The sequence below is a fragment of the Enterobacter sp. 725m/11 genome (genome assembly GCF_011683705.1).
GTDB lineage: Bacteria > Pseudomonadota > Gammaproteobacteria > Enterobacterales > Enterobacteriaceae > Enterobacter > Enterobacter bugandensis.
Window position 1 is genome coordinate 18,661 of record NZ_JAAQOK010000040.1, and the last position, 26,842, is coordinate 45,502.

General features: G+C 54.5%; 26 protein-coding genes. 18 read left to right on the forward strand and 8 right to left on the reverse strand.

Going from position 1 to position 26,842, the window contains the following annotated elements; all coding sequences use genetic code 11:
- The first annotated feature begins 10 nt into the window (after window positions 1-10).
- The 14 genes from cdsA to tilS all read left to right on the forward strand — a co-directional run bounded on the left by cdsA (window position 11) and on the right by tilS (window position 17,947).
- Window positions 11-868, forward strand: coding sequence for a phosphatidate cytidylyltransferase (cdsA, locus tag HBA26_RS16845; RefSeq protein ID WP_126345467.1), 858 nt, complete (start codon window positions 11-13; stop codon window positions 866-868).
- A gap of 11 nt (window positions 869-879) precedes the next feature.
- On the forward strand, window positions 880-2,232 hold the full coding sequence (gene rseP / locus HBA26_RS16850) for a sigma E protease regulator RseP (RefSeq protein ID WP_041911192.1): 1,353 nt from the start codon (window positions 880-882) through the stop codon (window positions 2,230-2,232).
- Window positions 2,233-2,263: 31 nt separating this feature from the next.
- On the forward strand, window positions 2,264-4,681 hold the full coding sequence (bamA, locus tag HBA26_RS16855) for an outer membrane protein assembly factor BamA (RefSeq protein ID WP_028015584.1): 2,418 nt from the start codon (window positions 2,264-2,266) through the stop codon (window positions 4,679-4,681).
- 122 nt (window positions 4,682-4,803) lie between these two features.
- A complete protein-coding gene (skp, locus tag HBA26_RS16860) occupies window positions 4,804-5,298 on the forward strand; it encodes a molecular chaperone Skp (RefSeq protein ID WP_014882635.1) in 495 nt (164 codons plus the stop codon).
- A gap of 3 nt (window positions 5,299-5,301) precedes the next feature.
- Complete coding sequence (lpxD, locus tag HBA26_RS16865) at window positions 5,302-6,327, forward strand: UDP-3-O-(3-hydroxymyristoyl)glucosamine N-acyltransferase (protein ID WP_041911190.1); 1,026 nt, start codon at window positions 5,302-5,304, stop codon at window positions 6,325-6,327.
- 102 nt (window positions 6,328-6,429) lie between these two features.
- The gene (fabZ, locus tag HBA26_RS16870; protein ID WP_010426706.1) at window positions 6,430-6,885 is read left to right on the forward strand and encodes a 3-hydroxyacyl-ACP dehydratase FabZ; all 456 of its coding nucleotides are present in this window, start codon (window positions 6,430-6,432) and stop codon (window positions 6,883-6,885) included.
- Window positions 6,886-6,888: 3 nt separating this feature from the next.
- Window positions 6,889-7,677, forward strand: coding sequence for an acyl-ACP--UDP-N-acetylglucosamine O-acyltransferase (lpxA, locus tag HBA26_RS16875; protein WP_023310462.1), 789 nt, complete (start codon window positions 6,889-6,891; stop codon window positions 7,675-7,677).
- On the forward strand, window positions 7,677-8,825 hold the full coding sequence (gene lpxB, locus HBA26_RS16880) for a lipid-A-disaccharide synthase (protein WP_041911188.1): 1,149 nt from the start codon (window positions 7,677-7,679) through the stop codon (window positions 8,823-8,825). The genes lpxA and lpxB overlap by 1 nt, the downstream gene beginning before the upstream one ends.
- On the forward strand, window positions 8,822-9,418 hold the full coding sequence (gene rnhB / locus HBA26_RS16885; RefSeq protein ID WP_028015588.1) for a ribonuclease HII: 597 nt from the start codon (window positions 8,822-8,824) through the stop codon (window positions 9,416-9,418). The genes lpxB and rnhB overlap by 4 nt, the downstream gene beginning before the upstream one ends.
- 38 nt (window positions 9,419-9,456) lie before the next feature.
- On the forward strand, window positions 9,457-12,939 hold the full coding sequence (gene dnaE, locus HBA26_RS16890; protein ID WP_041911187.1) for a DNA polymerase III subunit alpha: 3,483 nt from the start codon (window positions 9,457-9,459) through the stop codon (window positions 12,937-12,939).
- Between the two features lie 12 nt (window positions 12,940-12,951).
- Window positions 12,952-13,911 carry an acetyl-CoA carboxylase carboxyl transferase subunit alpha gene (gene accA, locus HBA26_RS16895; RefSeq protein WP_013095666.1) on the forward strand — a complete coding sequence of 320 codons (960 nt, stop codon included), beginning with the start codon at window positions 12,952-12,954 and terminating at the stop codon, window positions 13,909-13,911.
- A 100-nt stretch (window positions 13,912-14,011) separates the two neighbouring features.
- Window positions 14,012-16,144: a lysine decarboxylase LdcC gene (locus tag HBA26_RS16900; protein WP_126345468.1), complete on the forward strand. Its 2,133-nt coding sequence runs from the start codon at window positions 14,012-14,014 to the stop codon at window positions 16,142-16,144.
- A gap of 65 nt (window positions 16,145-16,209) precedes the next feature.
- Window positions 16,210-16,599, forward strand: a complete 390-nt coding sequence (locus HBA26_RS16905; protein WP_049000570.1) for a VOC family protein — start codon at window positions 16,210-16,212, stop codon at window positions 16,597-16,599.
- Window positions 16,600-16,657: 58 nt separating this feature from the next.
- Window positions 16,658-17,947 carry a tRNA lysidine(34) synthetase TilS gene (gene tilS / locus HBA26_RS16910; RefSeq protein WP_126345469.1) on the forward strand — a complete coding sequence of 430 codons (1,290 nt, stop codon included), beginning with the start codon at window positions 16,658-16,660 and terminating at the stop codon, window positions 17,945-17,947.
- Window positions 17,948-17,975: 28 nt separating this feature from the next.
- Here tilS and rof read toward each other — a convergent pair whose 3' ends face one another.
- Entirely contained in the window at window positions 17,976-18,236 is a 261-nt protein-coding gene (gene rof / locus HBA26_RS16915; protein WP_028015593.1) for a Rho-binding antiterminator, read from the reverse strand.
- A complete protein-coding gene (locus HBA26_RS16920) occupies window positions 18,223-18,423 on the reverse strand; it encodes a YaeP family protein (protein WP_008501889.1) in 201 nt (66 codons plus the stop codon). Before HBA26_RS16920 ends, rof begins: the two co-directional genes overlap by 14 nt.
- A gap of 196 nt (window positions 18,424-18,619) precedes the next feature.
- Between HBA26_RS16920 and HBA26_RS16925 the strand changes: the two genes are divergently transcribed.
- From HBA26_RS16925 to nlpE, 3 genes are read left to right on the forward strand one after another with little or no spacing between them, the layout of a single operon-like run.
- A complete protein-coding gene (locus HBA26_RS16925; RefSeq protein ID WP_049000573.1) occupies window positions 18,620-19,165 on the forward strand; it encodes a YaeQ family protein in 546 nt (181 codons plus the stop codon).
- On the forward strand, window positions 19,162-19,584 hold the full coding sequence (gene arfB, locus HBA26_RS16930; protein WP_028015595.1) for an alternative ribosome rescue aminoacyl-tRNA hydrolase ArfB: 423 nt from the start codon (window positions 19,162-19,164) through the stop codon (window positions 19,582-19,584). Before HBA26_RS16925 ends, arfB begins: the two co-directional genes overlap by 4 nt.
- 34 nt (window positions 19,585-19,618) lie before the next feature.
- Window positions 19,619-20,317, forward strand: a complete 699-nt coding sequence (gene nlpE, locus HBA26_RS16935; protein ID WP_048960338.1) for an envelope stress response activation lipoprotein NlpE — start codon at window positions 19,619-19,621, stop codon at window positions 20,315-20,317.
- Between the two features lie 47 nt (window positions 20,318-20,364).
- Here nlpE and proS read toward each other — a convergent pair whose 3' ends face one another.
- From proS to metN, 6 genes are all read right to left on the reverse strand, one after another.
- The gene (gene proS, locus HBA26_RS16940) at window positions 20,365-22,083 is read right to left on the reverse strand and encodes a proline--tRNA ligase (RefSeq protein WP_166720962.1); all 1,719 of its coding nucleotides are present in this window, start codon (window positions 22,081-22,083) and stop codon (window positions 20,365-20,367) included.
- A gap of 112 nt (window positions 22,084-22,195) precedes the next feature.
- Window positions 22,196-22,903: a tRNA (N6-threonylcarbamoyladenosine(37)-N6)-methyltransferase TrmO gene (tsaA, locus tag HBA26_RS16945; RefSeq protein WP_041911179.1), complete on the reverse strand. Its 708-nt coding sequence runs from the start codon at window positions 22,901-22,903 to the stop codon at window positions 22,196-22,198.
- Window positions 22,900-23,304 (reverse strand): Rcs stress response system protein RcsF, encoded by a 405-nt coding sequence (gene rcsF / locus HBA26_RS16950; RefSeq protein WP_008501883.1) that lies wholly within the window; start codon window positions 23,302-23,304, stop codon window positions 22,900-22,902. Before rcsF ends, tsaA begins: the two co-directional genes overlap by 4 nt.
- A gap of 106 nt (window positions 23,305-23,410) precedes the next feature.
- On the reverse strand, window positions 23,411-24,226 hold the full coding sequence (gene metQ, locus HBA26_RS16955) for a methionine ABC transporter substrate-binding lipoprotein MetQ (RefSeq protein ID WP_014168729.1): 816 nt from the start codon (window positions 24,224-24,226) through the stop codon (window positions 23,411-23,413).
- 40 nt (window positions 24,227-24,266) lie between these two features.
- Complete coding sequence (locus tag HBA26_RS16960) at window positions 24,267-24,920, reverse strand: methionine ABC transporter permease MetI (RefSeq protein WP_003856130.1); 654 nt, start codon at window positions 24,918-24,920, stop codon at window positions 24,267-24,269.
- A complete protein-coding gene (metN, locus tag HBA26_RS16965; RefSeq protein WP_028015600.1) occupies window positions 24,913-25,944 on the reverse strand; it encodes a methionine ABC transporter ATP-binding protein MetN in 1,032 nt (343 codons plus the stop codon). The genes HBA26_RS16960 and metN overlap by 8 nt, the downstream gene beginning before the upstream one ends.
- Before the next feature lie 188 nt (window positions 25,945-26,132).
- On the opposite strand from metN, the gene gmhB reads away from it, so the two are divergent.
- Window positions 26,133-26,699, forward strand: coding sequence for a D-glycero-beta-D-manno-heptose 1,7-bisphosphate 7-phosphatase (gene gmhB, locus HBA26_RS16970; protein WP_028015601.1), 567 nt, complete (start codon window positions 26,133-26,135; stop codon window positions 26,697-26,699).
- Window positions 26,700-26,842 lie beyond the last annotated feature (143 nt).

Consider the following 26,842-nt stretch of genomic DNA (forward strand, 5'->3'; position numbering starts at 1 on the left):
GGGGTAGCTTTTGCTGAAGTATCGCCTGATTTCCGCTTTTGTTTTAATACCCATTGTCATTGCGGCGCTGTTTTTACTGCCCCCGGTGGGATTCGCCATTGTCACGCTGGTAGTGTGCATGCTTGCCGCGTGGGAATGGGGACAGTTTAGCGGCTTTACCTCGCGCAGCCAGCGAGTATGGCTTGCGGTACTCTGTGGCTTTATCCTGGCCATAATGCTGTTTACGTTGCCTGAATATCACCATGATATTCATCAACCGCTGGTTGCCGGCTCCTTGTGGATGTCGTTGGCCTGGTGGGTTGTTGCGCTGTTGCTGGTGCTTTTTTATCCAGGTTCGGCCGCAATCTGGCGTCATTCAAAAGTGCTGCGACTGATTTTTGGTTTGCTCACCATTGTTCCGTTTTTCTGGGGCATGGTCGCGCTGCGCGCCTGGCACTATGACGAAAATCACTACAGCGGTGCGATCTGGCTGCTTTATGTGATGATTCTCGTCTGGGGGGCTGACTCCGGGGCCTATATGTTTGGTAAACTGTTTGGCAAACATAAGCTGGCACCAAAAGTTTCGCCGGGGAAAACCTGGCAAGGCTTCATCGGCGGCTTGTTTACGGCAGCGATCATCTCCTGGGGCTATGGCATCTGGGCAGATCTGGCCGTGGCACCGTCAATACTGCTGGTGTGCTCGATTTTTGCTGCACTTGCCTCAGTGCTCGGTGATTTAACCGAAAGTATGTTTAAGCGTGAAGCAGGGATTAAGGACAGCGGACATCTTATTCCAGGGCATGGCGGTATACTGGATCGCATTGACAGCCTGACAGCGGCTGTTCCAGTATTTGCTTGCCTGCTTTTACTGGTATTCGGGACGATTTAACGGAAGGTTTTATGCTGAGCATTCTCTGGAATCTGGCGGCGTTCATTGTTGCACTGGGTGTACTGATTACCGTGCATGAATTTGGCCATTTCTGGGTTGCTCGCCGTTGTGGTGTGCGGGTAGAGCGATTCTCCATTGGTTTTGGCAAATCACTCTGGACGCGCACCGACCGTCACGGCACGGAATTTGTCATCGCCCTTATCCCGCTTGGCGGCTACGTCAAAATGCTCGACGAACGTGTTGAGCCTGTCGCTCCCGAACTGCGACACAGTGCGTTTAACAACAAAACCGTTGGACAACGCGCCGCTATCATCGCTGCCGGACCGGTAGCCAACTTCATCTTTGCGATTTTCGCTTACTGGCTGGTGTTTATCATCGGCGTCCCTGGCGTGCGTCCGGTAGTGGGGGATATTGCCCCTGACTCCATCGCGGCGAGTGCGCAAATTACCTCCGGGATGGAACTTAAAGCGATTGATGGCATCGAAACCCCTGATTGGGATGCCGTGCGACTGCAGCTGGTAGCCAAAATTGGCGATCCGCAGACAACTATCAGCGTATCGCCGTTTGGGTCAGACGCGCGTCAGGACAAAGTACTGGATTTACGCCACTGGCGTTTCGAGCCAGACAAAGAGGATCCCGTCGCTGCGCTGGGCATTCGTCCCCGCGGCGCGCAGATTGAGCCGGTATTAGCCGAAGTACAGGCAAATTCGGCGGCGAGCAAAGCGGGTTTGCAAGCTGGCGACAGGATCGTTAAAGTCGATGGTCAACCATTAACAGAGTGGATGACCTTTGTTACTCTGGTGCGCGATAATCCGGGGACGTCCCTTGCGCTGGAAGTTGAAAGGCAAGGCAGTCCGCTTTCGCTGACGCTGATCCCGGATACGAAGTCGGTCGGCAAAAAGGCAGAAGGGTTTGCAGGCGTTGTGCCAAAAGTGATCCCGCTGCCAGATGAGTACAAGACAATACGCCAGTATGGGCCGTTCAGCGCCATTCTTGAAGCCACGGATAAAACATGGCAACTGATGAAGCTGACGGTCAACATGTTGGGGAAATTGATAACCGGTGATGTGAAACTGAACAACCTCAGTGGGCCAATCTCGATTGCTCAGGGGGCTGGGATGTCAGCGGAGTTCGGGGTGATTTACTATCTCATGTTCCTCGCGCTTATTAGCGTGAACCTTGGGATTATCAACCTGTTCCCGCTTCCCGTTTTAGACGGGGGTCATCTGCTGTTTTTAGCGATTGAAAAGCTAAAAGGCGGGCCGGTATCCGAGCGAGTTCAAGACTTTAGTTATCGCATTGGCTCGATTTTGCTGGTGCTGTTAATGGGGCTTGCACTTTTCAATGATTTCTCTCGGTTGTAAGAGAGTTAGTTAGGAAGAACGCATAATAACGATGGCGATGAAAAAGTTGCTCATAGCGTCGCTGCTGTTTAGCAGCGCCACCGTATACGGTGCTGACGGGTTCGTAGTGAAAGATATTCATTTCGAAGGCCTTCAGCGTGTCGCCGTTGGTGCGGCCCTCCTTAGTATGCCTGTGCGCCCCGGCGATACGGTTAATGATGAAGATATCAGTAACACCATCCGTGCTCTGTTTGCCACCGGCAACTTCGAGGACGTCCGCGTCCTGCGCGATGGTGATACGCTGCTGGTACAGGTAAAAGAACGTCCAACGATCGCCAGTATCACTTTCTCCGGCAACAAGTCGGTGAAAGATGACATGCTCAAGCAAAATCTTGAAGCATCGGGTGTTCGTGTGGGTGAATCTCTGGACCGCACAACCCTTTCAGACATTGAAAAAGGTCTGGAAGACTTCTACTACAGCGTCGGTAAATACAGCGCCAGCGTGAAAGCGGTTGTCACTCCGCTCCCGCGTAATCGTGTTGACCTGAAGCTGGTCTTCCAGGAAGGTGTTTCTGCGAAGATCCAGCAGATCAACATCGTGGGTAACCACGCGTTCAGCACCGACGAACTGATCTCGACCTTCCAGCTGCGCGATGAAGTGCCGTGGTGGAACGTGGTTGGCGATCGTAAATACCAGAAACAGAAGCTGGCGGGCGACCTTGAAACCCTGCGCAGCTACTATCTGGATCGCGGTTATGCTCGCTTCAATATCGACTCGACTCAGGTCAGTCTGACTCCGGACAAGAAAGGTATCTACATTACGGTTAACATCACTGAAGGCGATCAGTACAAGCTTTCTGGTGTTGAAGTGAGTGGTAACCTGGCGGGGCATTCTGCTGAGATCGAATCGCTGACCAAAATTCAGCCGGGCGATCTGTACAGCGGATCCAAAGTCACCAAAATGGAAGACAGCATTAAGAAGCTGCTCGGCCGCTATGGTTATGCCTATCCGCGCGTACAAACTCAGCCGGAAATCAACGATGCGGATAAAACCGTTAAGCTGCACGTTAACGTTGATGCGGGTAACCGTTTCTACGTGCGTAAGATCCGCTTCGTCGGTAATGACACCTCTAAAGACTCCGTTCTGCGTCGTGAAATGCGTCAGATGGAAGGGGCGTGGCTGGGCAGCGACCTGGTCGACCAGGGTAAAGAGCGTCTGAACCGTCTGGGCTATTTTGAAACCGTAGATACTGAAACTCAGCGTGTACCGGGCAGCCCGGATCAGGTTGATGTCGTTTATAAAGTGAAAGAGCGTAACACCGGTAGCTTTAACTTCGGCGTGGGCTACGGCACGGAAAGCGGCGTGAGTTTCCAGGTAGGCGTCCAGCAGGATAACTGGCTGGGTACGGGTTACTCTGTTGGTATTAACGGTACCAAAAACGACTACCAGACCTACTCTGAGTTCTCCGTTACCAACCCATACTTCACCGTTGACGGTGTGAGCCTGGGCGGTCGTATCTTCTATAACGACTTTAAAGCGGATGATGCAGATCTGTCTTCCTACACCAACAAAAGTTACGGTGTGGACGGAACGCTTGGCTTCCCGGTTAACGAATACAACACCCTGCGAGCGGGCTTAGGTTACGTGCATAACGACCTGTCCAACATGCAGCCGCAGGTGGCGATGTGGCGTTATCTGGATTCCATCGGCCAGTCGGCGAGTACCTCCAGCGATGACAACGGTTTTGCTGCAGATGACTTCACCTTCAACTATGGCTGGACCTACAACCGTCTTGACCGCGGTTTCTTCCCAACGGAAGGCTCTCGCGTTAACCTGAACGGTAAGGTGACCATTCCTGGTTCCGATAACGAGTTCTACAAGGTGACGCTGGATACCGCGTCCTACTTCCCGATTGATGACGATCACAAGTGGGTGGTGCTGGGTCGTACCCGTTGGGGCTATGGTGACGGTATCGGCAGTAAAGAGTTGCCGTTCTATGAGAACTTCTACGCGGGTGGTTCAAGCACCGTGCGTGGCTTCCAGTCTAACAACATTGGTCCGAAAGCGGTTTATTACGGCGGTAATGATGAAGATAACTGCGCAAGCCGTGATCCAAAACAAGTATGTAGCTCTGATGATGCGGTAGGGGGTAACGCCATGGCCGTGGCGAGCCTCGAGTTCATCACCCCAACGCCATTTATCAGTGATAAATACGCGAACTCCGTACGTACGTCCTTCTTCTGGGATGCGGGTACGGTGTGGGATACCAACTGGGAGAATACTGCCCAGATGCGCGCGGCTGGCGTTCCAGACTATAGCGATCCGGGCAATATTCGCATGTCTGCCGGTATCGCATTACAATGGATGTCACCGCTGGGGCCGTTGGTCTTCTCCTACGCCCAGCCGTTTAAGAAATACGATGGAGACAAAGCGGAGCAATTCCAGTTTAACATTGGTAAAACCTGGTAATAATCCGCTGCAATGGAATGCGTTGGCAGTGTAGCGCTGACAACCGGCGATCGGTAAAACGGTCGCCTTGCCACGCAAAGAACGGTACCTTCTGGTGCCAATGGGATGGTAAGGAGTTAATTGTGAAAAAGTGGTTATTAGCTGCAGGTCTCGGTTTAGCGATGGCAACTTCTGCTCAGGCAGCAGACAAAATCGCAATCGTCAACATGGGTAATTTGTTCCAGCAGGTCGCTCAGAAAACAGGTGTTTCTGCGACTCTGGAAAACGAATTCAAAGGCCGTGCGAGCGAACTGCAGCGTATGGAAGGCGATCTTCAGTCCAAAATGCAGCGTCTGCAGCGTGATGGTTCTACCATGAAAGCAAGCGATCGCAGCAAACTGGAAAAAGACGTTATGGCTCAGCGCCAGACCTTCTCCCAGAAAGCGCAGGCTTTCGAGCAGGATCGTCAGCGTCGTTCTAACGAAGAGCGTGGCAAGCTGGTGACTCGCATTCAGACTGCTGTTAAAGCAGTTGCTGCCGATCAGAGCATCGATCTGGTTGTTGATGCGAACGCCGTTGCTTTCAACAGCAGCGATGTTAAAGACATCACCGCTGATGTTCTGAAACAGGTTAAATAAGTAATGCCTTCAATTCGACTGGCTGATTTAGCTCAGCAGTTGGATGCAGAATTACACGGTGATGGCGATATCGTCATCACCGCTGTTGCGTCCATGCAATCTGCTAAAGCTGGCACGATTACCTTCATGGTAAGCCCTAAGTACCGTGAACAACTGGCTCAATGCCAGGCGTCAGCTGTTGTTCTGACGCAGGACGATCTTCCTTTTGCCACTGGAAGCGCGCTGGTAGTGAAAAATCCCTACCTGACGTATGCACGCATGGCTCAAATTCTTGATACCACGCCGCAGCCGGCGCAGAACATTGCTGCCAGTGCAGCGATTGATCCGACGGCTAAGCTGGGTAACAACGTGGCCGTTGGCGCGAATGCGGTTATTGAATCTGGCGTTGAGCTGGGCGATAACGTCGTCATTGGCCCCGGATGCTTCGTTGGGAAAAATACGAAAATCGGCGCTGGAACCCGTTTATGGGCCAATGTGTCCGTTTATCATGAAGTTGAAATCGGCGAAAATTGCCTCGTCCAGTCCAGTACCGTGATTGGTTCTGATGGCTTTGGTTACGCGAACGATCGCGGTAACTGGGTTAAGATCCCGCAGCTTGGTCGCGTTATTATTGGCGATCGCGTGGAGATCGGGGCCTGTACCACGATCGATCGTGGTGCACTCGACGACACGATCATTGGCAATGGTGTTATCATCGATAACCAGTGCCAGATTGCGCATAACGTTGTGATTGGCGACAATACCGCGGTTGCGGGGGGCGTCATCATGGCGGGCAGCCTGAAAATTGGTCGTTACTGCATGATTGGCGGCGCGAGCGTGATTAATGGTCATATGGAAATATGCGACAAGGTGACGGTGACGGGCATGGGCATGGTAATGCGTCCTATCACTGAACCTGGCGTCTATTCCTCCGGTATTCCGCTGCAACCCAACAAGGTATGGCGTAAAACAGCAGCTCTGGTGATGAACATTGATGATATGAGCAAGCGACTCAAGTCTCTTGAGCGTAAGATCGATCAACAAGACTAAACGTCACCCGTTTAACGCTATCTTTCCCGGCCTGTCGGCTTTCTAATAAACCGGCAGGCCGTGTTATTATTGTTATCAGTACATTTTGACAGGAAGAGTATTTTGACTACTGACACTCATACTCTGCATATTGAAGAGATTTTAGAACTTCTGCCGCACCGCTACCCGTTTTTGCTGGTAGACCGTGTGCTGGATTTTGAAGAAGGTCGTTTTCTGCGCGCAGTGAAAAATGTTTCCGTGAACGAGCCGTTCTTCCAGGGACACTTCCCGGGTAAGCCTATCTTCCCGGGTGTGTTGATTCTGGAAGCGATGGCTCAGGCTACCGGTATTCTGGCGTTTAAAAGCGTCGGTAAGCTGGAGCCGGGTGAACTGTATTACTTCGCAGGTATTGATGAAGCACGCTTCAAGCGTCCTGTCGTGCCTGGTGATCAGATGATCATGGAAGTCACTTTTGAAAAAACGCGTCGTGGCCTGACTCGCTTCAAAGGCGTAGCGCTGGTTGACGGCAAAGTTGTTTGCGAAGCGACGATGATGTGTGCTCGTAGCCGGGAGTCCTGATACGTGATTGATAAATCCGCCTTTATTCATCCTACCGCTATTGTGGAAACCGGTGCCATTATTGGCGCAAACGTCCACATTGGCCCGTTCTGTATTGTTGGACCCCATGTCGAAATTGGTGAGGGTACAGTACTGAAATCTCACGTTGTCGTGAATGGTCACACGACCATTGGCTGCAATAACGAGATCTATCAGTTCGCTTCCATCGGCGAAGTTAACCAGGATCTGAAATATGCTGGTGAGTCGACCCGTCTGGAAATTGGCGATCGTAACCGTATTCGCGAAAGCGTCACCATTCATCGTGGAACAGTGCAGGGTGGTGGGTTGACGAAGGTGGGCAGCGACAACCTGTTCATGGTGAATGCGCACATTGCGCACGACTGTACCGTGGGCGATCGCTGTATTCTTGCCAACAACGCAACGCTGGCAGGACACGTATCGGTTGATGACTTCGCAATTATTGGCGGCATGACCGCAGTCCATCAGTTCTGCATCATTGGTGCACACGTGATGGTCGGCGGATGCTCCGGTGTGGCGCAGGACGTCCCGCCGTATGTGATTGCGCAGGGCAACCATGCCACGCCGTTTGGCGTGAACATCGAAGGCCTCAAGCGTCGTGGCTTTAGCCGCGAAGCGATTACTGCGATCCGCAACGCGTACAAGCTGCTGTACCGTAGCGGTAAAACGCTGGAAGAGGCGAAGCCGGAAATTGCCGAGCTGGCGAATAAGCATCCTGAAGTGAACGCGTTCATGGAATTCTTTGACCGTTCCACGAGGGGTCTGATTCGTTAATGGTCGACAGTCGTCCGCTTACGATAGCCCTGGTCGCCGGAGAAACCTCCGGCGATATTCTTGGTGCAGGTCTCATCCGGGCGCTTAAGGCGCGCGTACCCAATGCTCGCTTTGTTGGCGTGGCTGGCCCGCTGATGCAGGCCGAAGGCTGTGAAGCCTGGTATGAAATGGAAGAGCTGGCCGTGATGGGCATCGTCGAGGTGCTGGGGCGCCTGCGACGCCTGCTGCATATTCGTGCCGATCTCACCCGCCGCTTTACCGAACTCAAACCCGATGTGTTTGTCGGTATCGATGCACCTGATTTCAACATTACCCTCGAAGGTAATCTGAAAAAGCAGGGCATCAAAACCATTCACTATGTCAGTCCGTCCGTCTGGGCGTGGCGACAGAAACGCGTTTTCAAAATCGGACGGTCCACCAATCTGGTGCTGGCTTTCCTGCCTTTCGAAAAAGCGTTTTACGACAGATTTAATGTTCCGTGCCGTTTTATCGGTCATACCATGGCGGATGCGATGCCGCTGGATCCGGATAAAAACGCGGCGCGCGACGTGCTGGGTATCCCGCATGATGTGCACTGTCTGGCGCTGCTGCCGGGCAGCCGTGGCGCAGAGGTCGAGATGCTGAGCGCTGATTTCCTGAAGACCGCGCAGATTCTTCGCCAGACCTGGCCCGATCTTGAAGTAGTTGTGCCGCTGGTGAATGCCAAACGCCGCGAGCAGTTTGAGCGCATCAAAGCAGACGTTGCCCCGGATCTTCACGTTCGTCTTCTCGACGGGAAAGGGCGGGAAGCCATGTATGCAAGCGATGCCGCACTGCTGGCTTCCGGCACGGCAGCGCTGGAGTGTATGCTGGCGAAATGCCCGATGGTGGTCGGTTATCGCATGAAGCCGTTTACCTTCTGGCTGGCAAAACGTCTGGTGAAAACGGATTATGTCTCCCTGCCAAACCTGCTTGCCGGGCGCGAGCTGGTTAAAGAGCTGTTGCAGGATGAGTGCCAGCCGCAGGCGCTTGCGGATGCCCTGCTGCCGCTGCTGGCCAACGGCAAGACCAGCCACCAGATGCACGATACTTTCCGTGAACTGCATCAGCAGATCCGCTGTAATGCTGATGAGCAGGCGGCTGATGCAGTGCTGGAGTTAGCAAAATGATGGAATTTACTTATCCCCACACGCACCTCGTTGCCGGAGTGGATGAAGTCGGGCGCGGCCCGTTGGTCGGTGCCGTGGTGACCGCGGCGGTGATCCTCGATCCAACGCGCCCGATTATGGGTCTGAACGACTCAAAAAAACTCAGTGAGAAGCGCCGCCTGGCGCTGTTCGATGAAATTAAAGAGAAGGCGCTGGCGTGGAGCGTAGGGCGCGCAGAGCCGAATGAAATCGACGATCTGAATATTCTGCATGCCACGATGCTGGCAATGCAGCGAGCCGTTGCTGGCCTGAAGGTTGTGCCAGAATATGTGCTGATCGACGGTAACCGTTGCCCGGCGCTGCCGATGCCTTCGATGGCCGTCGTTAAAGGCGACAGCCGCGTCGCAGAGATCAGTGCAGCTTCTATTATTGCCAAAGTGACGCGCGACGCCGAAATGGCCGCGCTGGACCTCACTTATCCCGCGTATGGTTTCGCCCAGCATAAGGGATATCCAACGGCTTTCCATCTGGAAAAGCTGGCTGAACATGGCGCAACTGAACATCATCGGCGCAGCTTTGGCCCGGTGAAGCGCGCGCTGGGACTGGTGTCCTGAATCAAGACGCAAGCAATTAAGTAACGCGGGATCTGAAGATGGCTGAACCACGTTTCGTACACCTGCGGGTGCATAGCGACTACTCCATGATCGATGGGCTGGCAAAGACCGGGCCGCTGGTAAAAAAGGCGGCCTCGCTTGGCATGCCTGCGCTGGCGATCACCGATTTTACCAACCTGTGCGGCCTGGTTAAGTTCTACGGGACGGCGCATGGCGCGGGGATGAAGCCTATTGTCGGTGCGGATTTCCATGTGCAGAGCGATCTCATCGGCGATGAACTGACGCAAATCTCTGTGTTGGCCATGAACAATACGGGTTACCAAAACCTCACTCTGCTTATCTCAAAAGCCTATCAGCGCGGTTATGGGGCGCTGGGTCCGTGGATTGACAGGGAATGGCTGGCTGAGCTGAACGAAGGGCTGCTGCTGATCTCCGGCGGCCGTATGGGCGATGTCGGTAAATCCCTGCTGCGCGGTAACAGCGCGCTGGTGGATCAGTGCGTCTCGTTCTATGAAGAGTACTTCCCGAATCGTTACTATCTGGAGCTGATTCGCACCGGCCGCCAGGATGAAGAGAACTATCTGCACGCTGCTGTCGCACTGGCAGAAGAGCGCGGCTTGCCCGTGGTGGCAACGAATGACGTGCGTTTCCTGGAGTCCGGCGATTTTGACGCGCATGAAATTCGCGTCGCTATCCACGATGGCTTCACTCTCGACGATCCAAAGCGTCCGCGGAACTACTCATCGCAGCAGTATATGCGCAGCGAAGAGGAGATGTGCGAGCTCTTCTCCGACATTCCTGAAGCGCTGGAAAACAGCGTAGAGATTGCCAAGCGCTGTAACGTGACCGTGCGCCTCGGCGAATACTTCCTGCCGCAGTTCCCGACCGGGGACATGACCACGGAAGATTTCCTGGTCATGAAATCGAAAGAAGGTCTGGAAGAGCGTCTCGAATTCCTGTTCCCGGATGAAGAAGAGCGTAAAAAACGTCGTCCGGAGTATGACGAACGCCTGGATATTGAACTCCAGGTGATTAACCAGATGGGCTTCCCGGGCTACTTCCTGATTGTAATGGAATTTATCCAGTGGTCGAAGGATAACGGCGTGCCGGTAGGTCCGGGCCGTGGCTCGGGTGCGGGCTCGCTGGTGGCGTATGCGCTGAAAATTACCGACCTCGATCCGCTGGAGTTTGACCTGCTGTTCGAACGTTTCCTTAACCCGGAACGTGTTTCCATGCCCGACTTCGACGTCGACTTCTGCATGGAAAAACGCGACCAGGTGATTGAGCACGTGGCCGATATGTACGGTCGTGACGCGGTTTCGCAGATCATTACCTTCGGTACCATGGCGGCGAAAGCGGTTATCCGCGACGTGGGCCGCGTGCTGGGGCATCCGTACGGTTTTGTCGATCGTATTTCAAAGCTGGTGCCGCCCGATCCGGGCATGACGCTGGCAAAAGCCTTTGAAGCCGAACCTCAGCTGCCGGAAATCTACGAAGCTGATGAAGAGGTAAAAGCGCTGATCGACATGGCGCGTAAGCTTGAAGGCGTGACGCGTAACGCCGGTAAGCATGCGGGGGGCGTGGTTATCGCCCCGACCAAAATCACCGACTTTGCGCCGCTCTACTGCGACGAAGCGGGCCAGCACCCGGTCACCCAGTTCGATAAAAACGACGTGGAATACGCCGGGCTGGTGAAGTTCGACTTCCTCGGCTTGCGCACGCTGACCATCATCAACTGGGCGCTGGAGATGATCAACGCCCGCCGCGAGAAGAACGGCGAGCCGCCGCTGGATATCGCGGCCATCCCGCTTGATGACAAGAAAAGTTTCGACATGCTGCAGCGCTCGGAGACGACAGCCGTCTTCCAGCTTGAATCCCGCGGCATGAAAGATCTGATTAAACGCCTGCAGCCCGACTGCTTCGAAGATATGATCGCGCTGGTGGCCCTGTTCCGTCCGGGCCCGCTGCAGTCAGGGATGGTGGATAACTTTATCGACCGTAAACACGGGCGCGAAGAGATTTCCTACCCGGACGTGCAGTGGCAGCATGAAAGCCTGAAACCGGTGCTGGAGCCGACCTACGGCATCATCCTGTATCAGGAACAGGTCATGCAGATCGCCCAGGTGCTTTCCGGCTATACCCTTGGCGGCGCGGACATGCTGCGTCGTGCGATGGGTAAGAAAAAGCCGGAAGAGATGGCCAAGCAGCGCTCCATCTTTGAAGATGGGGCGAAGAAAAACGGCGTCGATGGCGAACTGGCGATGAAAATCTTCGACCTGGTGGAGAAATTCGCCGGGTACGGATTTAACAAATCTCACTCCGCCGCCTATGCTTTGGTTTCGTATCAAACGCTGTGGCTCAAGGCCCACTATCCCGCTGAGTTTATGGCGGCGGTAATGACCGCCGATATGGACAACACTGAAAAGGTGGTTGGCCTGGTGGACGAGTGCTGGCGCATGGGGCTGAAGATCCTGCCGCCGGATATTAACTCGGGTCTGTACCATTTCCACGTTAACGATGACGGGGAAATCGTCTACGGGATCGGCGCGATTAAAGGCGTGGGTGAGGGGCCGATCGAGGCGATCATCGAAGCGCGTAATAACGGCGGCTACTTCCGTGAGCTGTTCGATCTGTGCGCCCGTACCGATACCAAAAAACTGAACCGCCGCGTGCTGGAAAAACTGATCATGTCCGGCGCGTTTGACAGGCTGGGGCCACACCGCGCCGCGCTGATGAACTCGCTCGGCGATGCGTTGAAGGCGGCCGATCAGCATGCGAAAGCGGAGGCCATTGGCCAGGCGGATATGTTCGGCGTGCTGGCTGAAGAGCCAGAGCAGATCGAGCAGTCCTATTCCAACTGCCAGCCGTGGCCAGAACAGGTAGTACTGGATGGAGAGCGGGAAACGTTAGGTCTGTACCTGACGGGGCACCCGATCAACCAGTATCTTAAAGAAATTGAGCGCTATGTCGGCGGCCACAGGCTCAAAGACATGCATCCGACAGAACGTGGTAAAATCACCACGGCTGCGGGGCTCGTGATTGCTGCAAGGGTAATGGTCACCAAGCGCGGCAATCGTATCGGCATCTGTACGTTAGATGACCGTTCCGGGCGTCTGGAGGTGATGTTGTTCACCGACGCGCTGGATAAATACCAGCAATTGCTGGAAAAAGACCGCATACTTATCGTCAGCGGACAGGTCAGCTTTGATGACTTCAGCGGGGGGCTTAAAATGACCGCCCGCGAAGTGATGGACATTGACGAAGCCCGGGAAAAATATGCTCGCGGGCTTGCTATCTCGCTGACGGACAGGCAAATTGATGACCAGCTTTTAAACCGACTCCGTCAGTCTCTGGAACCCCACCGCTCGGGGACCATTCCAGTACATCTCTACTATCAGAGGGCGGATGCACGTGCGCGGTTGCGCTTTGGTGCAACGTGGCGTGTCTCTCCGAGCGATCGTTTACTGAACGATCTCCGTGGCCTCATTGGTTCGGAGCAGGTGGAACTGGAGTTTGACTAATACAGGAATACTATGAGTCTGAATTTCCTTGATTTCGAACAGCCGATTGCTGAGCTGGAAGCGAAAATCGATTCTCTGACAGCGGTAAGCCGTCAGGATGAAAAACTGGATATTAACATCGACGAAGAAGTGCATCGTCTGCGCGAAAAAAGCGTAGAGCTGACGCGCAAAATCTTTGCCGATCTCGGCGCATGGCAGATCGCGCAGCTGGCGCGTCATCCACAGCGTCCGTACACCCTGGATTATGTCCGCCTGGCGTTTGACGAATTTGACGAACTGGCAGGCGACCGCGCATACGCTGACGATAAAGCTATCGTTGGCGGTATCGCGCGTCTGGATGGACGTCCGGTGATGATCATTGGTCACCAGAAAGGCCGTGAAACCAAAGAGAAGATCCGTCGTAACTTCGGTATGCCAGCCCCAGAAGGCTACCGTAAGGCCCTGCGTCTGATGGAGATGGCTGAGCGTTTCAATATGCCAATCATCACCTTCATCGACACGCCGGGTGCATACCCAGGCGTAGGCGCGGAAGAGCGCGGCCAGTCTGAAGCTATCGCACGCAACCTGCGCGAGATGTCTCGCCTGAAGGTTCCGGTCATCTGTACCGTTATCGGTGAGGGTGGTTCCGGCGGTGCGCTGGCGATTGGCGTGGGCGATAAAGTGAATATGCTGCAGTACAGCACCTATTCCGTTATCTCCCCGGAAGGCTGTGCGTCCATTCTGTGGAAAAGCGCCGACAAAGCGCCGCTGGCCGCTGAAGCGATGGGCATCATTGCGCCGCGTCTGAAAGAGCTGAAGCTGATCGACACCGTTATCCCGGAGCCTCTGGGCGGCGCGCATCGTAAGCCGGAAGTGATGGCTGCTTCCCTGAAAGCACAGCTGCTGGCCGACCTGGCCGATCTGGACGTCCTGAGCAAAGAAGACCTGCTCAACCGTCGTTACCAGCGTCTGATGACCTACGGTTACGCGTAAGATTCACAATTATCTGAAAAGCCGCACATTGTTGCGGCTTTTTTTATACCTGCCGTTTACCTTAACTATGCTTATCTGATGTTTTTCAAGGAGGTAAACCATGAACATCATTGCCATCATGGGGCCACACGGCGTCTTTTATAAAGACGAGCCCATCAAGGAGCTGGAGCAAGCCCTTAAAGCGCGCGGATATCAGCTAATCTGGCCGCAAAACAGCGCCGATCTGCTGAAATTCATCGAACATAATCCGCGCATCTGTGGCGTGATATTCGACTGGGACGAATACGACATGGAGTTGTGCAGCGAGATCAACAGGCTGAATGAATACCTTCCGCTCTACGCCTTTATCAACACTCACTCGACTATGGACGTCAGCGCGCACGATATGCGCATGGCGCTGTGGTTCTTCGAATACGCGCTTGGCGTGGCCGAGGACATTGCGACCCGCATTCAGCAGTACACCGGTGAATACCTTGATAACATCACGCCGCCGTTTACGCGCGCGCTGTTCACCTATGTGAAAGAGGGGAAATACACCTTCTGTACGCCGGGACACATGGCCGGAACGGCCTATCAAAAAAGCCCGGTGGGGTGCCTGTTCTACGATTTCTTCGGCGGCAACACCCTGAAAGCAGACGTGTCGATTTCAGTGACAGAACTGGGTTCTCTGCTGGATCACACCGGGCCACATCTTGAAGCCGAAGAGTATATCGCCCGCACCTTTGGCGCCGAGCAGAGCTATATGGTGACCAACGGCACCTCGACCTCGAACAAAATCGTCGGAATGTACGCCGCGCCAACCGGAAGCACGTTGCTGATTGACCGTAACTGCCATAAATCGCTGGCGCACCTGCTGATGATGAGCGACGTCGTCCCGATCTGGCTGTCACCCACGCGTAACGCGCTCGGTATCCTCGGCGGCATTCCGCGCCGGGAGTTCACGCACCAGGCCATCGAAAGTAAGGTTGCGGCGATCCCCGACGCAAGCTGGCCTGTCCATGCGGTAATCACCAACTCCACCTATGACGGTCTGCTGTATAACACGAACTGGATCAAGCAGACGCTGGACGTACCGTCGATCCACTTCGATTCCGCGTGGGTGCCCTATACCAACTTCCACCCGATTTACTCGGGCAAAAGCGGGATGAGCGGCGAGCGCGTGCCGGGCAAGGTCTTTTTCGAAACGCAGTCGACGCACAAAATGCTGGCCGCGTTTTCGCAGGCTTCGTTAATCCATATTAAAGGCGAGTACGACGAGGATACGTTTAATGAAGCCTTTATGATGCACACCACCACCTCACCGAGCTATCCGCTTGTGGCCTCTATCGAGACGGCGGCGGCGATGCTGCGCGGCAATCCGGGTAAACGCCTGATTAACCGCTCGGTGGAACGGGCGCTGCATTTCCGTAAAGAGGTCCAGCGGCTGAAGGATGAGGCCGACGGCTGGTTCTTCGATATCTGGCAGCCGGAAGAGATCGACGAGGCGGAGTGCTGGCCCGTCGCGCCGGGAGAGAGCTGGCACGGCTTCCGGGATGCCGATGCGGACCACATGTTTCTCGATCCTGTGAAGGTGACGATCCTGATGCCGGGCATGGACGAACAGGGCGTGATGGGCGAGGAGGGGATCCCTGCCGCACTGGTGGCGAAGTTCCTTGACGAGCGCGGTGTGGTGGTGGAAAAAACCGGTCCTTACAATCTGCTGTTCCTGTTCAGCATAGGGATCGATAAAACACGGGCGATGGGGTTGCTCCGCGGGCTGATGGAGTTCAAGCGCGCCTACGATCTGAATCTGCGGGTGAAGAACATGCTGCCGGATCTCTACGCGGAAGATCCTGACTTCTATCGCAACATGCGTATTCAGGATCTGGCCCAGGGGATCCACCGGCTGATCCGCCAGCACGATCTGCCGCGCCTGATGCTCCAGGCGTTTGACGTCCTGCCTGATATGAAGCTGACGCCGCACAAGGCCTGGCAGCGGCAGGTGAAAGGCGAAGTCGAAACCGTTGAGCTGGAAAATCTGGTCGGTCGGGTATCGGCCAACATGATCCTGCCGTATCCGCCGGGCGTGCCGCTGCTGATGCCGGGTGAGATGATCACCGAGGAGAGCCGGGCGGTACTCGATTTTCTGCTGATGCTCTGTTCGGTAGGACGTCACTATCCAGGCTTTGAAACGGATATTCACGGCGCGAAGCGCGATGAAAACGGCGTGTACTGGGTGCGAGTCCTAAAATAAAGGTGACCGCTTGCCAGGTGTGGGTTTTCGGTTGTAACGTTCAGGCATCATAAAAAGGAGAAGCTATGCTGGGTTTAAAAGCGGTTCACCATATTGCGATCATCGCCACCGATTATGCGAAAAGTAAGGCCTTCTACTGCGACATTCTTGGCTTTACGCTCATGAGCGAGGCCTACCGCGAGGAGCGTGACTCCTGGAAGGGCGATCTCGCGCTAAACGGGCAGTATGTGATTGAGCTGTTCTCTTTTCCTTTCCCGCCGTCGCGTCCGTCCCGCCCGGAAGCCTGCGGACTGCGTCATCTGGCTTTCAGCGTTGATGATCTTGATAGCGCAGTAAAACACCTGGAAGCGCACGGCGTGACGTGCGAGGCGATTCGCGTCGATCCGTTTACCAACAAGCGGTTTACCTTTTTTAACGACCCGGACGGCCTGCCGCTGGAGCTTTACCAGCAGTAATGTTTGTCCTGTGTGATAATGCCCGCTCAGTTCGGGCATTTTTTATGTGTAATTTCCTATGACCTTACCTGCTATCGCACAAGCCGTTTCACCGTACCGCCAGCTGCTGGTGGGGTTTAGCGGTGGCCTGGATTCCACCGTGTTGCTACATCGCCTTAAGCTCTGGCGCGATCGGGACCCTGGCGTCCAGCTTCGGGCTATACATATCCACCACGGACTAAGCCGTCATGCAGAGGAGTGGGTGGCGCACTGTGAAGCCTTGTGTGAGGCGTGGGCTATCCCGCTCATCGTTGAGCGCGTCACGCTTGCTGATGAAGGATTGGGTATTGAGGCGCAGGCGCGTAAAGCCCGCTATGCCGCTTTTGCCTGCGTATTGCTGCCCGGCGAAGCGCTGGTCACGGCGCAGCATCTGGACGATCAGTGCGAAACCTTTTTGCTGGCGCTTAAGCGGGGCAGCGGACCCGCGGGGCTTTCCGCCATGCCGGCGCGTTCTGATTTTGCCGGAACGCAATTATTACGGCCGTTGCTTGGCGAGACACGCGCGTCGCTGGAAGCCTGGGCGCGGGAACATCAGCTGAGCTGGATCGAAGATGAGAGCAACCAGGACGATAGCTACGATCGTAACTTCCTGCGTCTGCGCATCCTCCCGCTTTTAAGCGAGCGCTGGCCGCATTTCGCCGACGCGACGGCAAGAAGCGCCATGCTGTGTGCCGAACAGGAAAGCCTGCTGGATGAGTTACTCAGCGAGGAGCTGTCTGACCTCATTTCAGAAGACGGTGCGCTGGCAATTGCGCCTCTGGAGGCGATAAGCCCGGCGCGTCGGGCCGCACTGTTACGTCGCTGGCTCGCCACGCATCATGCTGCGATGCCGTCGCGGGCAATGCTGAGCCGTGTCTGGAACGAAGTCGCGCAGGCGCGGGAAGATGCTTCCCCCTGCGTACACCTGAGTGGATATGAGGTCAGACGCTATAAAGGCAAACTCTGGTGGGTAAAATACTCCCCCTCGCTGACCGATGTGGTGCTTCACTGGACCTCACCAGAGGCACCGCTGATATTGCCCCAGGACGCGGGGAGTGTCTCTCTGATGTCGACTGGGCATGTGCGTCTGCCAAAGCCCGGTGAACCCGTCAGCGTGCGCTTTAAGGCTGGCGGCTTGCTGCATATCGTCGGACGCAACGGGGGACGGAAGCTGAAAAAGATATGGCAGGAGTACAACGTGCCGCCGTGGCTGCGCGACACCACGCCGCTGCTATTCTACGGTGAAACGCTGATTGCTGCTGCAGGGGTGTTCATCACGGAAGAGGGGTGGACAGAAGAGGGTGCCAGCTTCGAGTGGCGGAAAGCGTAACGGGCAGCCCGGCTGCCCGTTAATGTCATCAGGATTCGCTCACCACGACGGTGCCGATTTGCGGGTGGCTGAAGCTGGCTATTTTGTCCAGACGCAGCTCGCGCGTCGCACCGGCATCTTCCACGACCAGGTATTCCACATTCTTGCGTGAAAGCAGATCGCTGGCCTTCGCCTTCAACACTTCGCCATCTTTTAGCTCCAGCGTCAGTATTAAATGATGCTGGCAGGCGAGTTCGAGGTTGTCATAGTCATCACAATTGATGGGTTGATAAGTATCATTCATCGACATAATCGCTCACCAGTAAATTCGCCGCAGCATACGCTGCTTTTTCCCTGACCGACTCTGAAAGGCTCTCATCAGAGGCCACTTCATTAAGCACCTTCAATACACAGCCCAACGCGTCCGGGACATACCCCAGATCTCCGCTGGCGATTTCCGCATACCGTTTGCGAATTAACTCACAATAATTATTCACATCCCCTCCCGCCAGCGCACTGACTTACTGTGAGATATCATTAAGCCTACGAAGATAAACTCGGTTTAGCAAGGTGACTATACCATACTCATTTAAGCAATATCAGCGCCTTGATAGCGGTGTATTTATTACTCCGTAACAGCCTTTTGCCTCCGTTTTCGCTACAATGTGCGGCTGATTCGAATGGAGTTCTCTCATGGCGCTGAAAGCGACAATTTATAAAGCAGTGGTCAACGTGGCCGATCTTGATCGCAACCAGTTTCTGGACGCGTCGCTTACGCTGGCACGCCACCCCTCCGAAACACAGGAGCGTATGATGCTGCGCCTGCTGGCGTGGATTAAGTATGCTGATGAACGTCTGCAGTTTACCCGTGGGTTAAGCGCGGAAGACGAGCCTGAAGCCTGGCTGCGCAACGACCATCTGGGGATCGATTTATGGATTGAACTCGGTCTGCCGGATGAGCGCAGGATTAAAAAGGCGTGTACTCAGTCTGCGGAAGTGGCGTTATTCGCCTATAACCAGCGCGCGGCGGAGATTTGGTGGCAGCAAAATAAGAATAAATGCGCGCAGTTTAAAAATCTCGCCGTCTGGTATCTGGATGATGAACAGCTGGCGCAGCTGAGCGAGTTCGCCAGCCGGACGATGGCGCTGCAGGCAACGATCCAGGACGGAGCCATCTGGCTTTCTGATTCTCAGAATAATCTGGAAATTCATCTGGCAGCCTGGCAGCCTGCGCCATGATCGTCTTGTCCCGAAGCGTCAGTATCCCTGATAGCGAGCTGGAGATCGCCGCCATCCGTGCTCAGGGCGCGGGCGGGCAGCACGTCAACAAGGCGTCGACGGCTATCCATTTGCGTTTTGACATTCGGGCCTCAAGCCTGCCAGAGTATTATAAAGAAAGTCTGCTTGCCGCCAGCCATCACTTGATCACCAGCGATGGTGTGATTGTGATCAAAGCCCAGGAGTACCGCAGCCAGGAATTAAACCGGGAAGCGGCGCTAGCCAGGCTGGTGGCGGTCATCAAAGAGTTAACGGCAGTACAAAAAAGCCGCCGGGCAACGCGGCCAACCCGCGCATCGAAAGAGCGTCGGCTGTCCTCGAAAGCCCAAAAATCCACAGTGAAAGCATTACGCGGTAAAGTTCGTCGCCCGATGGAGTGACGAAAGGGAACACAATTTTCATAAGGAATTCATTGTGAAAAAAGCATTATTTTCAGCGCTGGCAGTGAGTACATTGTTTGCGCTTTTCGGGTGTAACAACCGTTCTGAAACGCAGGTTTTGCAGCCAGCGCAGAATGAAGAGTTAAAGCCAATGCAGCAGAGCTGGCGCGGCGTATTGCCTTGCGCGGACTGCGAAGGCATTGAAACGTCACTGTTCCTGCAAAAAGACGGTACCTGGGTGATGAACCAGCGCTACCAGGGCGCGAAAGAACCCTCTTCATTTGCCACCTACGGGACATGGGCGCGTACGGCGGAGAAGCTGGTCCTGACGGATACCTCCGGTGACAAAACCTGGTTCCGCCCTAAAGGTGAGAACATGGAAATGCTCGACCGGGAAGGCAATCCGATTGAATCCCAGCTCAACTACACGCTGACGCCGGTGAAAGCGGCGCTGCCAGCCACGCCAATGGCGATGCGGGGGATGTATTTCTATATGGCGGATGCGGCGATCTTTACCGACTGCGCTACCGGTAAGAAAGTCAGCGTGGCAAACAATGCGCAGCTTGAACGTGATTACGCCGTGGCGCGCGGCAATGACAGCAAGCCGGTATTGCTGACGGTTGACGGCCACTTTACGCTGGAGCCAAACCCGGATAGCGGGGAGATGGTGAAAACGCTGGTGGCAGATAAAGACGCGAAGTTTGTCGCGGGTAAAGACTGTAACAGTAAATAAATTGACGTTGAGCCATTAAAAAACCCCGCCAGAGCGGGGTTTTTTGTTTAGCCTTTGATGGCTTTCACCAGGTAATCAAGAATATCGCCGGTCTTGATCATCTGTTTTTCGCCGCTGCGACGGTATTTGTATTCAATCTCATCGCTGTCGAGGTTACGGTCGCCGATGACGACGGTGTGCGGGATACCGATCAGTTCCATATCGGCAAACATCACGCCCGGACGCTCTTTACGGTCATCCATCAGCACTTCGATACCCTGAGCGCGCAGCTCGGCGTACAGCTTCTCGGCCAGCTCCTGCACGCGGTAAGACTTGTGCATGTTCATTGGCAGAATGGCCACCTGGAACGGCGCGATATTGTCCGGCCAGACGATGCCGCGCTCGTCGTAGTTCTGCTCGATGGCCGCAGCCACCACGCGCGTTACCCCGATACCGTAGCAGCCCATGGTCAGGATCTGGTTACGGCCATCTTCACCCTGAACGGCGGCGTTCAGCGCACGAGAGTATTTATCACCCAGCTGGAAGATGTGGCCCACTTCAATACCGCGCTTGATCATCAGCGTACCCTGGCCGTCCGGGCTTGGGTCGCCTGCAACCACGTTACGGATGTCTGCCACTTCTGGTGTCGCTACGTCGCGATCCCAGTTGATGCCGAAGTAATGTTTACCGTCGATGTTAGCACCCGCGGAGAAGTCGCTCATTGCAGCAACCGTGCGGTCAATAACGACAGGAACCGGCATATTCACCGGACCGAGAGAGCCTGGGCCAGCATTCACGACGGCGCGGATTTCCGCTTCCGTGGCGAACGTCAGCGGGCTGGCGACCTGCGGCAGCTTTTCGGCTTTCACTTCGTTAAGTTCATGATCGCCACGCACCAGCAGGGCAACCAGCGGGTAAGCGCTGCCTTCGGTGGATTTCACCAGCAGCGTTTTCACGGTTTTTTCGACTGGCAGACTGAACTGCTCAACCAGCTCGGCGATGGTTTTCGCATTTGGCGTATCAACCAGCGTCATCTCTTGCGTTGCCGCGCCGCGAGGTTCTTTTGGTGCCAGCGCTTCTGCAAATTCGATGTTCGCCGCGTAGTCTGAAGAGTCAGAGAAGATCACATCGTCTTCACCGCTCTGCGCCAGAACCTGGAACTCATGGGACGCGCTACCGCCGATGGAGCCGGTATCAGCCTGCACAGCGCGGAAATCCAGACCCATGCGGGTGAAGATTTTGCTGTAAGCCTCGTACATTTTGTCGTAGGTCTCTTGCAGCGATTCCTGTGACGTATGGAAAGAGTAGGCATCTTTCATCAGGAATTCGCGAGAGCGCATCACGCCGAAACGTGGGCGCACTTCGTCACGGAACTTGGTCTGGATCTGGAAGAAGTTCAACGGCAGCTGTTTGTAAGAGCTCAGCTCATTACGAATCAGATCGGTAATGACTTCTTCATGCGTTGGACCGAGAACGAATGGACGCTCGCCGCGATCGACGAAGCGCAGCAGTTCTGGGCCATATTGCTCCCAACGACCGCTCTCCTGCCACAGGTCAGCGGGCTGAACCACGGGCATGGACACCTCGATAGCACCGGCGTTGTTCATCTCTTCACGCACGATGTTTTCGACTTTTTTCAGGACGCGCACGCCGGTCGGCAGCCAGGTGTATAACCCGGAGGCCAGCTTGCGGATCATCCCGGCGCGCAGCATCAGCTGATGGCTGATCACTTCGGCGTCGGCAGGTGTCTCCTTCAGAGTGGAGAGCAGATATTGGCTAGTACGCATGTTGTTACGGTTCCATTTCGACGATTGGAACAGGCTGAAACGCCAGCCTGACACAAAAAAAGTGGTTTAGTTTACCAGTGTGGCAAAGATGCCAAAAGAGAGGAGAACAAAATTACCTGGGTTCAAGGGCAAACACTTCGAAACCTGCCCCAGTGACGCGCCAGCGCACGTTAAAATCCAGCAGCCAGACGGCGTACGTCTTTCCTGCTTCCTCTTCTTTACGGTAGGCCGGACGGGGGTCCTGTGCCAGAACTTCAGTGATGAAATGCCGTAAGCGAGGATAGCGTTTCTCCAGCTGACTCAGCTGTAAGGCTATCTCAGGCGTAAACGAGACTGGCATATCCGCCTGCGGTGCGTCCTGAGCGTAGCTTGCACGCGCATTCGGGAGGGATTCGGCGAAAGGCAAATAAGGTTTAATGTCGATAACCGGCGTGCCGTCAACCAGGTCCAGGCTGCCCAACTCAAGGATGACCTGATCCTTCTGGCAACGTATGCCTTTCAGTTCAACCAGCGACATCCCGATCGGATTGGGGCGGAAGGTCGAACGAGTCGCAAACACGCCCATTCTCGCATTTCCGCCCAGGCGCGGGGGACGCACGGTGGGACGCCAGCCGCCTTCCATTGTCTGGTGAAAAACAAATACCACCCATAAGTGACTGAAAGACTCGAGCCCGCGTACCGCATCGGCCTGGTTATAAGGTGCCTGAAGATGAAGCTCGCCGCTGCCGCTGGTGACCAGACCGGGCTGGCGGGGCACGGCGAACTTCTCTTTATACGGAGAGTGGATAACGCCTATTTGCTCAAACTGAAATGCACTCATTTCGCCGTAATGTTCAGCGCAGAACCGATGCAAACCGCCTGACGGTAGCAGCCCGGCGTGCCGCTGGTGACTTCGCAGCTGTGCAGCAGCACCGCGTTAGCTTTCATTTTTGCGGCGTTAATCTGCATGCGTTTACGCGCAGTCGGGATATTCGGTGGAGAGTCCTGATTGGTTGCCTGACAGGATTCACCGCTCACTTCACCCAGTTCACGGAACGGTTTGCCGACCAGTTCGTCAGCCTTGGTGATAATGCGAACCGGCGCAGGGCGAACCACTTTCGGTTTTGCAGGCTCTGTTTTTGGCGGGGTTGCCGTGCTTTGAACGGGTTCAACAGGAGATCTGCTTAGCATAGAACAGCCGCTCAGCATGAGTGCTAAAAGACAGATCGGTAAAGCACGCATAATAATTCCTCAATGGATAATCAAAACGTCAGATATTGAATCAGGTGACTGCACAAATGACAAGACGGGCATAAGCCCGTCCTGATGATATTACACTGAGGTGAGATTACCAGCCTTTAACAGCGCCGCCGTTAAACACTTTGTTGGCTTCCTGGTAAACTTCGTCTGACTGATAGGCCTGGACGAACTTCTTCACGTTTTCCGCGTCTTTGTTATCTTCGCGAGTCACGATCAGGTTAACGTACGGAGAGTCTTTATCTTCAACGAAGATACCGTCTTTCGCTGGCGTCAGGCCAATCTGGCTGGCGTAAGTGGTGTTGATAACGGCCAGGGCAATCTGCGCATCGTCCAGAGAACGCGGCAGCTGCGGTGCTTCCAGTTCAACAATTTTCAGATTTTTCGGGTTCTCGGTGACATCCAGAACGGTTGGCAGCAGGCCAACGCCGTCTTTCAGTTTGATCAGGCCCACTTTCTGCAGCAGCAGCAGGGAGCGTCCGAGGTTGGTTGGATCGTTAGGCACGGCTACCTGAGAACCCGGCTGCAGTTCGTCCAGCGATTTAATTTTCTTGGAGTAGCCTGCAATCGGGTAGACGAAGGTGTTACCCACGCCAACCAGCTTATAGCCGCGATCTTTGATCTGCTGATCCAGGTATGGCTTATGCTGGAAGGCGTTGGCGTCGATATCGCCTTTGCTCAGCGCTTCGTTCGGCAGAACGTAATCGTTGAAGGTTACGAGCTCAACGTCCAGACCGTATTTTTCTTTCGCCACTTTCTGAGCAACTTCAGCAACCTGCTGTTCTGCACCTACGATAACGCCCACTTTAATATGGTTTGGATCTTTTTCGTCCTGACCGCAACCCACCAGTGCCAGAGATCCAATCAGCGCGCCTACTGCTGCAAAGGTCTTTAATTTAAACGCCATGTTTTATCCTTAACTCATCGAGTTTGTGTTGTGTGTAACGTTATTTGTGAGTAACAGCCCGGACGATGCGATCGCCAGAGAACTGGATTAAGTAAACCAGAACAACCAGCAATACCAGAACGGTATTCATCACGGTAGCGTTATATCCAATATAGCCGTACTGATAACCAATCTGTCCTAAACCGCCAGCGCCTACGGCACCGCCCATCGCGGAATACCCTACCAGAGTAATAAGCGTAATCGTTGCCGCGTTCACCAGGCCCGGCAGTGCTTCAGGCAGCAGAACCTTGCGGACGATCTGCATAGGTGTTGCCCCCATTGCACGAGAAGCTTCAATCAAACCGGTTGGGATCTCCAGCAGGGCGTTCTCCACCATACGGGCGATAAACGGCGCAGCGCCTACGGTCAGCGGAACGATAGCCGCCTGCAGACCAATCGATGTGCCGACGATCACGCGGGTAAACGGAATCATCCACACCAGCAGAATAATAAACGGGATGGAACGGAAGATATTCACCAGCGCGGAGAGCGTACGGTAGAGCTTCGCGTTCTCAATGATTTGACCCGGACGCGTCACGTACAGCAGTACGCCTACCGGCAGGCCAATCACAAAACCAAAGAAACCCGATACAAAGGTCATTGCCAGCGTTTCCCAAACGCCGCGAACCAGTAGCCACATCATCGGCTCAGACATAACCCAGTACCTCTACTTTTACATGATGTTCTTGCAGCCAGGCGATTGCGGCCTGGGTTTCTTCTTGAGTGCCGTGCATTTCCGTCAGCATGATGCCGAACTTCACGCCACCGGCGTAATCCATCTGCGCGCTAATAATGTTGTTGTTCACGTTAAAGCGACGCGCGGTTTCGGAAAGCAGAGGGGCATCAACGGACTGACCGGTGAATTCCATACGCAACATCGGGACGCTGTCCGCCGTTGCCTCGGTTTTCAAACGCTCCAGATAATCTTCTGGAATATCCAGATGCAGCGTGGACTGAATAAACTGCTGCGCCAGCGGCGTTTTCGGATGGGAAAACACTTCGCTTACCGTGTCCTGCTCGATCAGTTCACCGTTGCTAATGACCGCCACGCAGTCGCAGATGCGTTTCACCACGTCCATCTCGTGCGTAATAAGGAGGATCGTCAGGCCCAGGCGACGGTTAATGTCCTTCAGCAGTTCCAGAATAGAACGCGTGGTGGCCGGATCCAGTGCGCTGGTAGCTTCGTCGCACAGCAGTACTTTTGGGTTGCTGGCCAGCGCGCGAGCAATAGCAACACGCTGCTTCTGCCCACCGGACAGATTTGCCGGGTAGCTATCATGCTTATCACCCAGACCCACGAGGTCGAGCAGTTCGGTAACGCGACGCTTCACTTCTTCTTTCGGCGTGTTATCCAGCTCCAGCGGTAAGGCGACGTTGCCGAACACCGTGCGGGAAGCCAGCAGGTTAAAGTGCTGGAAGATCATGCCAATTTGACGGCGCGCTTTGGTGAGTTCTTTTTCTGAAAGGGCGGTAAGTTCCTGACCGCCAACTTCTACGCTGCCCTGGGTTGGGCGCTCAAGCAGGTTAACACAACGGATGAGCGTGCTTTTACCTGCACCCGATGCGCCAATGACGCCATAAATTTGACCAGCAGGAACATGCAGGCTGACGTTGTTCAGCGCCTGAATGGTTCGGTTCCCCTGCTGGAACACTTTGGTGATATTGGAAAGTTTAATCATTAGATTATTTTTATCGTATGTAAGTTAGCCGTGGCATTTTCTTCTGCCAGATACGGGTGATGACCGTAAACAAAACGGATGTTAAGGCATCCAGACGTCTAAATCAATCCAACTCTGTACGATGAGCACTTTATTGCGCTGCGATTCATGAGATACTAGCTCAACAGGCCTTTTTCAGGAGCAAACCGGTGGCAAAATCAGTACCCGCAATTTTTCTCGACCGTGATGGCACTATTAATGTGGATCACGGTTATGTGCATGAGATCGATGAATTCGAATTTATCGACGGCGTTATAGAGGCAATGCGCCAGCTAAAAGAGATGGGCTATGCGCTGGTGGTCGTAACGAACCAGTCCGGCATCGCGCGTGGTAAGTTCACCGAAGCGCAGTTTGAGACGCTGACGGAATGGATGGACTGGTCGCTGGCCGATCGCGGGGTCGATCTTGATGGCATTTACTACTGCCCGCACCACCCGCAGGGAACGGTAGAAGAGTATCGTCAGACCTGCGACTGCCGTAAACCGCATCCGGGCATGTTTAACTCTGCGCAGGAGTTCTTGCACATTGATATGGCTGCTTCTTATATGGTGGGCGATAAGCTGGAAGATATGCAGGCGGCCGCAGCGGCGGGAGTGGGTACCAAAATATTAGTGCGTACCGGTAAGCCCGTAACGCCAGAAGCAGAAAGTGCAGCGGATTGGGTGATTAATAGTCTGGCAGAGCTGCCAAAAGAGATAAAAAAGCATCAGAAATAGCCTTTTTGGCGAAAAGGTGAGCGGTCGAAATAAAAATGCATATTTCCGCTTGTCATTCCTCGGCAGCTCCCTATAATGCGCCTCCATCGACACGGCGGATGTGAATCACTTCACAGTTAACCCGGTCGGTTGAAGAGAAAAAA

Bases quoted from the DNA above. Each gene is read 5' to 3' on its own strand.
- HBA26_RS16925 (WP_049000573.1), top strand. From the start codon at position 18,620: ATGGCGCTGAAAGCGACAATTTATAAAGCAGTGGTCAACGTGGCCGAT.
- rof (WP_028015593.1), bottom strand. From the start codon at position 18,236: ATGTCGATGAATGATACTTATCAACCCATCAATTGTGATGACTATGAC.
- tsaA (WP_041911179.1), bottom strand. From the start codon at position 22,903: ATGAGTGCATTTCAGTTTGAGCAAATAGGCGTTATCCACTCTCCGTAT.
- bamA (WP_028015584.1), top strand. From the start codon at position 2,264: ATGGCGATGAAAAAGTTGCTCATAGCGTCGCTGCTGTTTAGCAGCGCC.
- HBA26_RS16905 (WP_049000570.1), top strand. From the start codon at position 16,210: ATGCTGGGTTTAAAAGCGGTTCACCATATTGCGATCATCGCCACCGAT.
- dnaE (WP_041911187.1), top strand. From the start codon at position 9,457: ATGGCTGAACCACGTTTCGTACACCTGCGGGTGCATAGCGACTACTCC.
- rcsF (WP_008501883.1), bottom strand. From the start codon at position 23,304: ATGCGTGCTTTACCGATCTGTCTTTTAGCACTCATGCTGAGCGGCTGT.
- rseP (WP_041911192.1), top strand. From the start codon at position 880: ATGCTGAGCATTCTCTGGAATCTGGCGGCGTTCATTGTTGCACTGGGT.
- lpxD (WP_041911190.1), top strand. From the start codon at position 5,302: ATGCCTTCAATTCGACTGGCTGATTTAGCTCAGCAGTTGGATGCAGAA.
- metQ (WP_014168729.1), bottom strand. From the start codon at position 24,226: ATGGCGTTTAAATTAAAGACCTTTGCAGCAGTAGGCGCGCTGATTGGA.
- tilS (WP_126345469.1), top strand. From the start codon at position 16,658: ATGACCTTACCTGCTATCGCACAAGCCGTTTCACCGTACCGCCAGCTG.
- HBA26_RS16960 (WP_003856130.1), bottom strand. From the start codon at position 24,920: ATGTCTGAGCCGATGATGTGGCTACTGGTTCGCGGCGTTTGGGAAACG.
- lpxB (WP_041911188.1), top strand. From the start codon at position 7,677: ATGGTCGACAGTCGTCCGCTTACGATAGCCCTGGTCGCCGGAGAAACC.
- arfB (WP_028015595.1), top strand. From the start codon at position 19,162: ATGATCGTCTTGTCCCGAAGCGTCAGTATCCCTGATAGCGAGCTGGAG.
- proS (WP_166720962.1), bottom strand. From the start codon at position 22,083: ATGCGTACTAGCCAATATCTGCTCTCCACTCTGAAGGAGACACCTGCC.
- HBA26_RS16900 (WP_126345468.1), top strand. From the start codon at position 14,012: ATGAACATCATTGCCATCATGGGGCCACACGGCGTCTTTTATAAAGAC.
- accA (WP_013095666.1), top strand. From the start codon at position 12,952: ATGAGTCTGAATTTCCTTGATTTCGAACAGCCGATTGCTGAGCTGGAA.
- metN (WP_028015600.1), bottom strand. From the start codon at position 25,944: ATGATTAAACTTTCCAATATCACCAAAGTGTTCCAGCAGGGGAACCGA.
- rnhB (WP_028015588.1), top strand. From the start codon at position 8,822: ATGATGGAATTTACTTATCCCCACACGCACCTCGTTGCCGGAGTGGAT.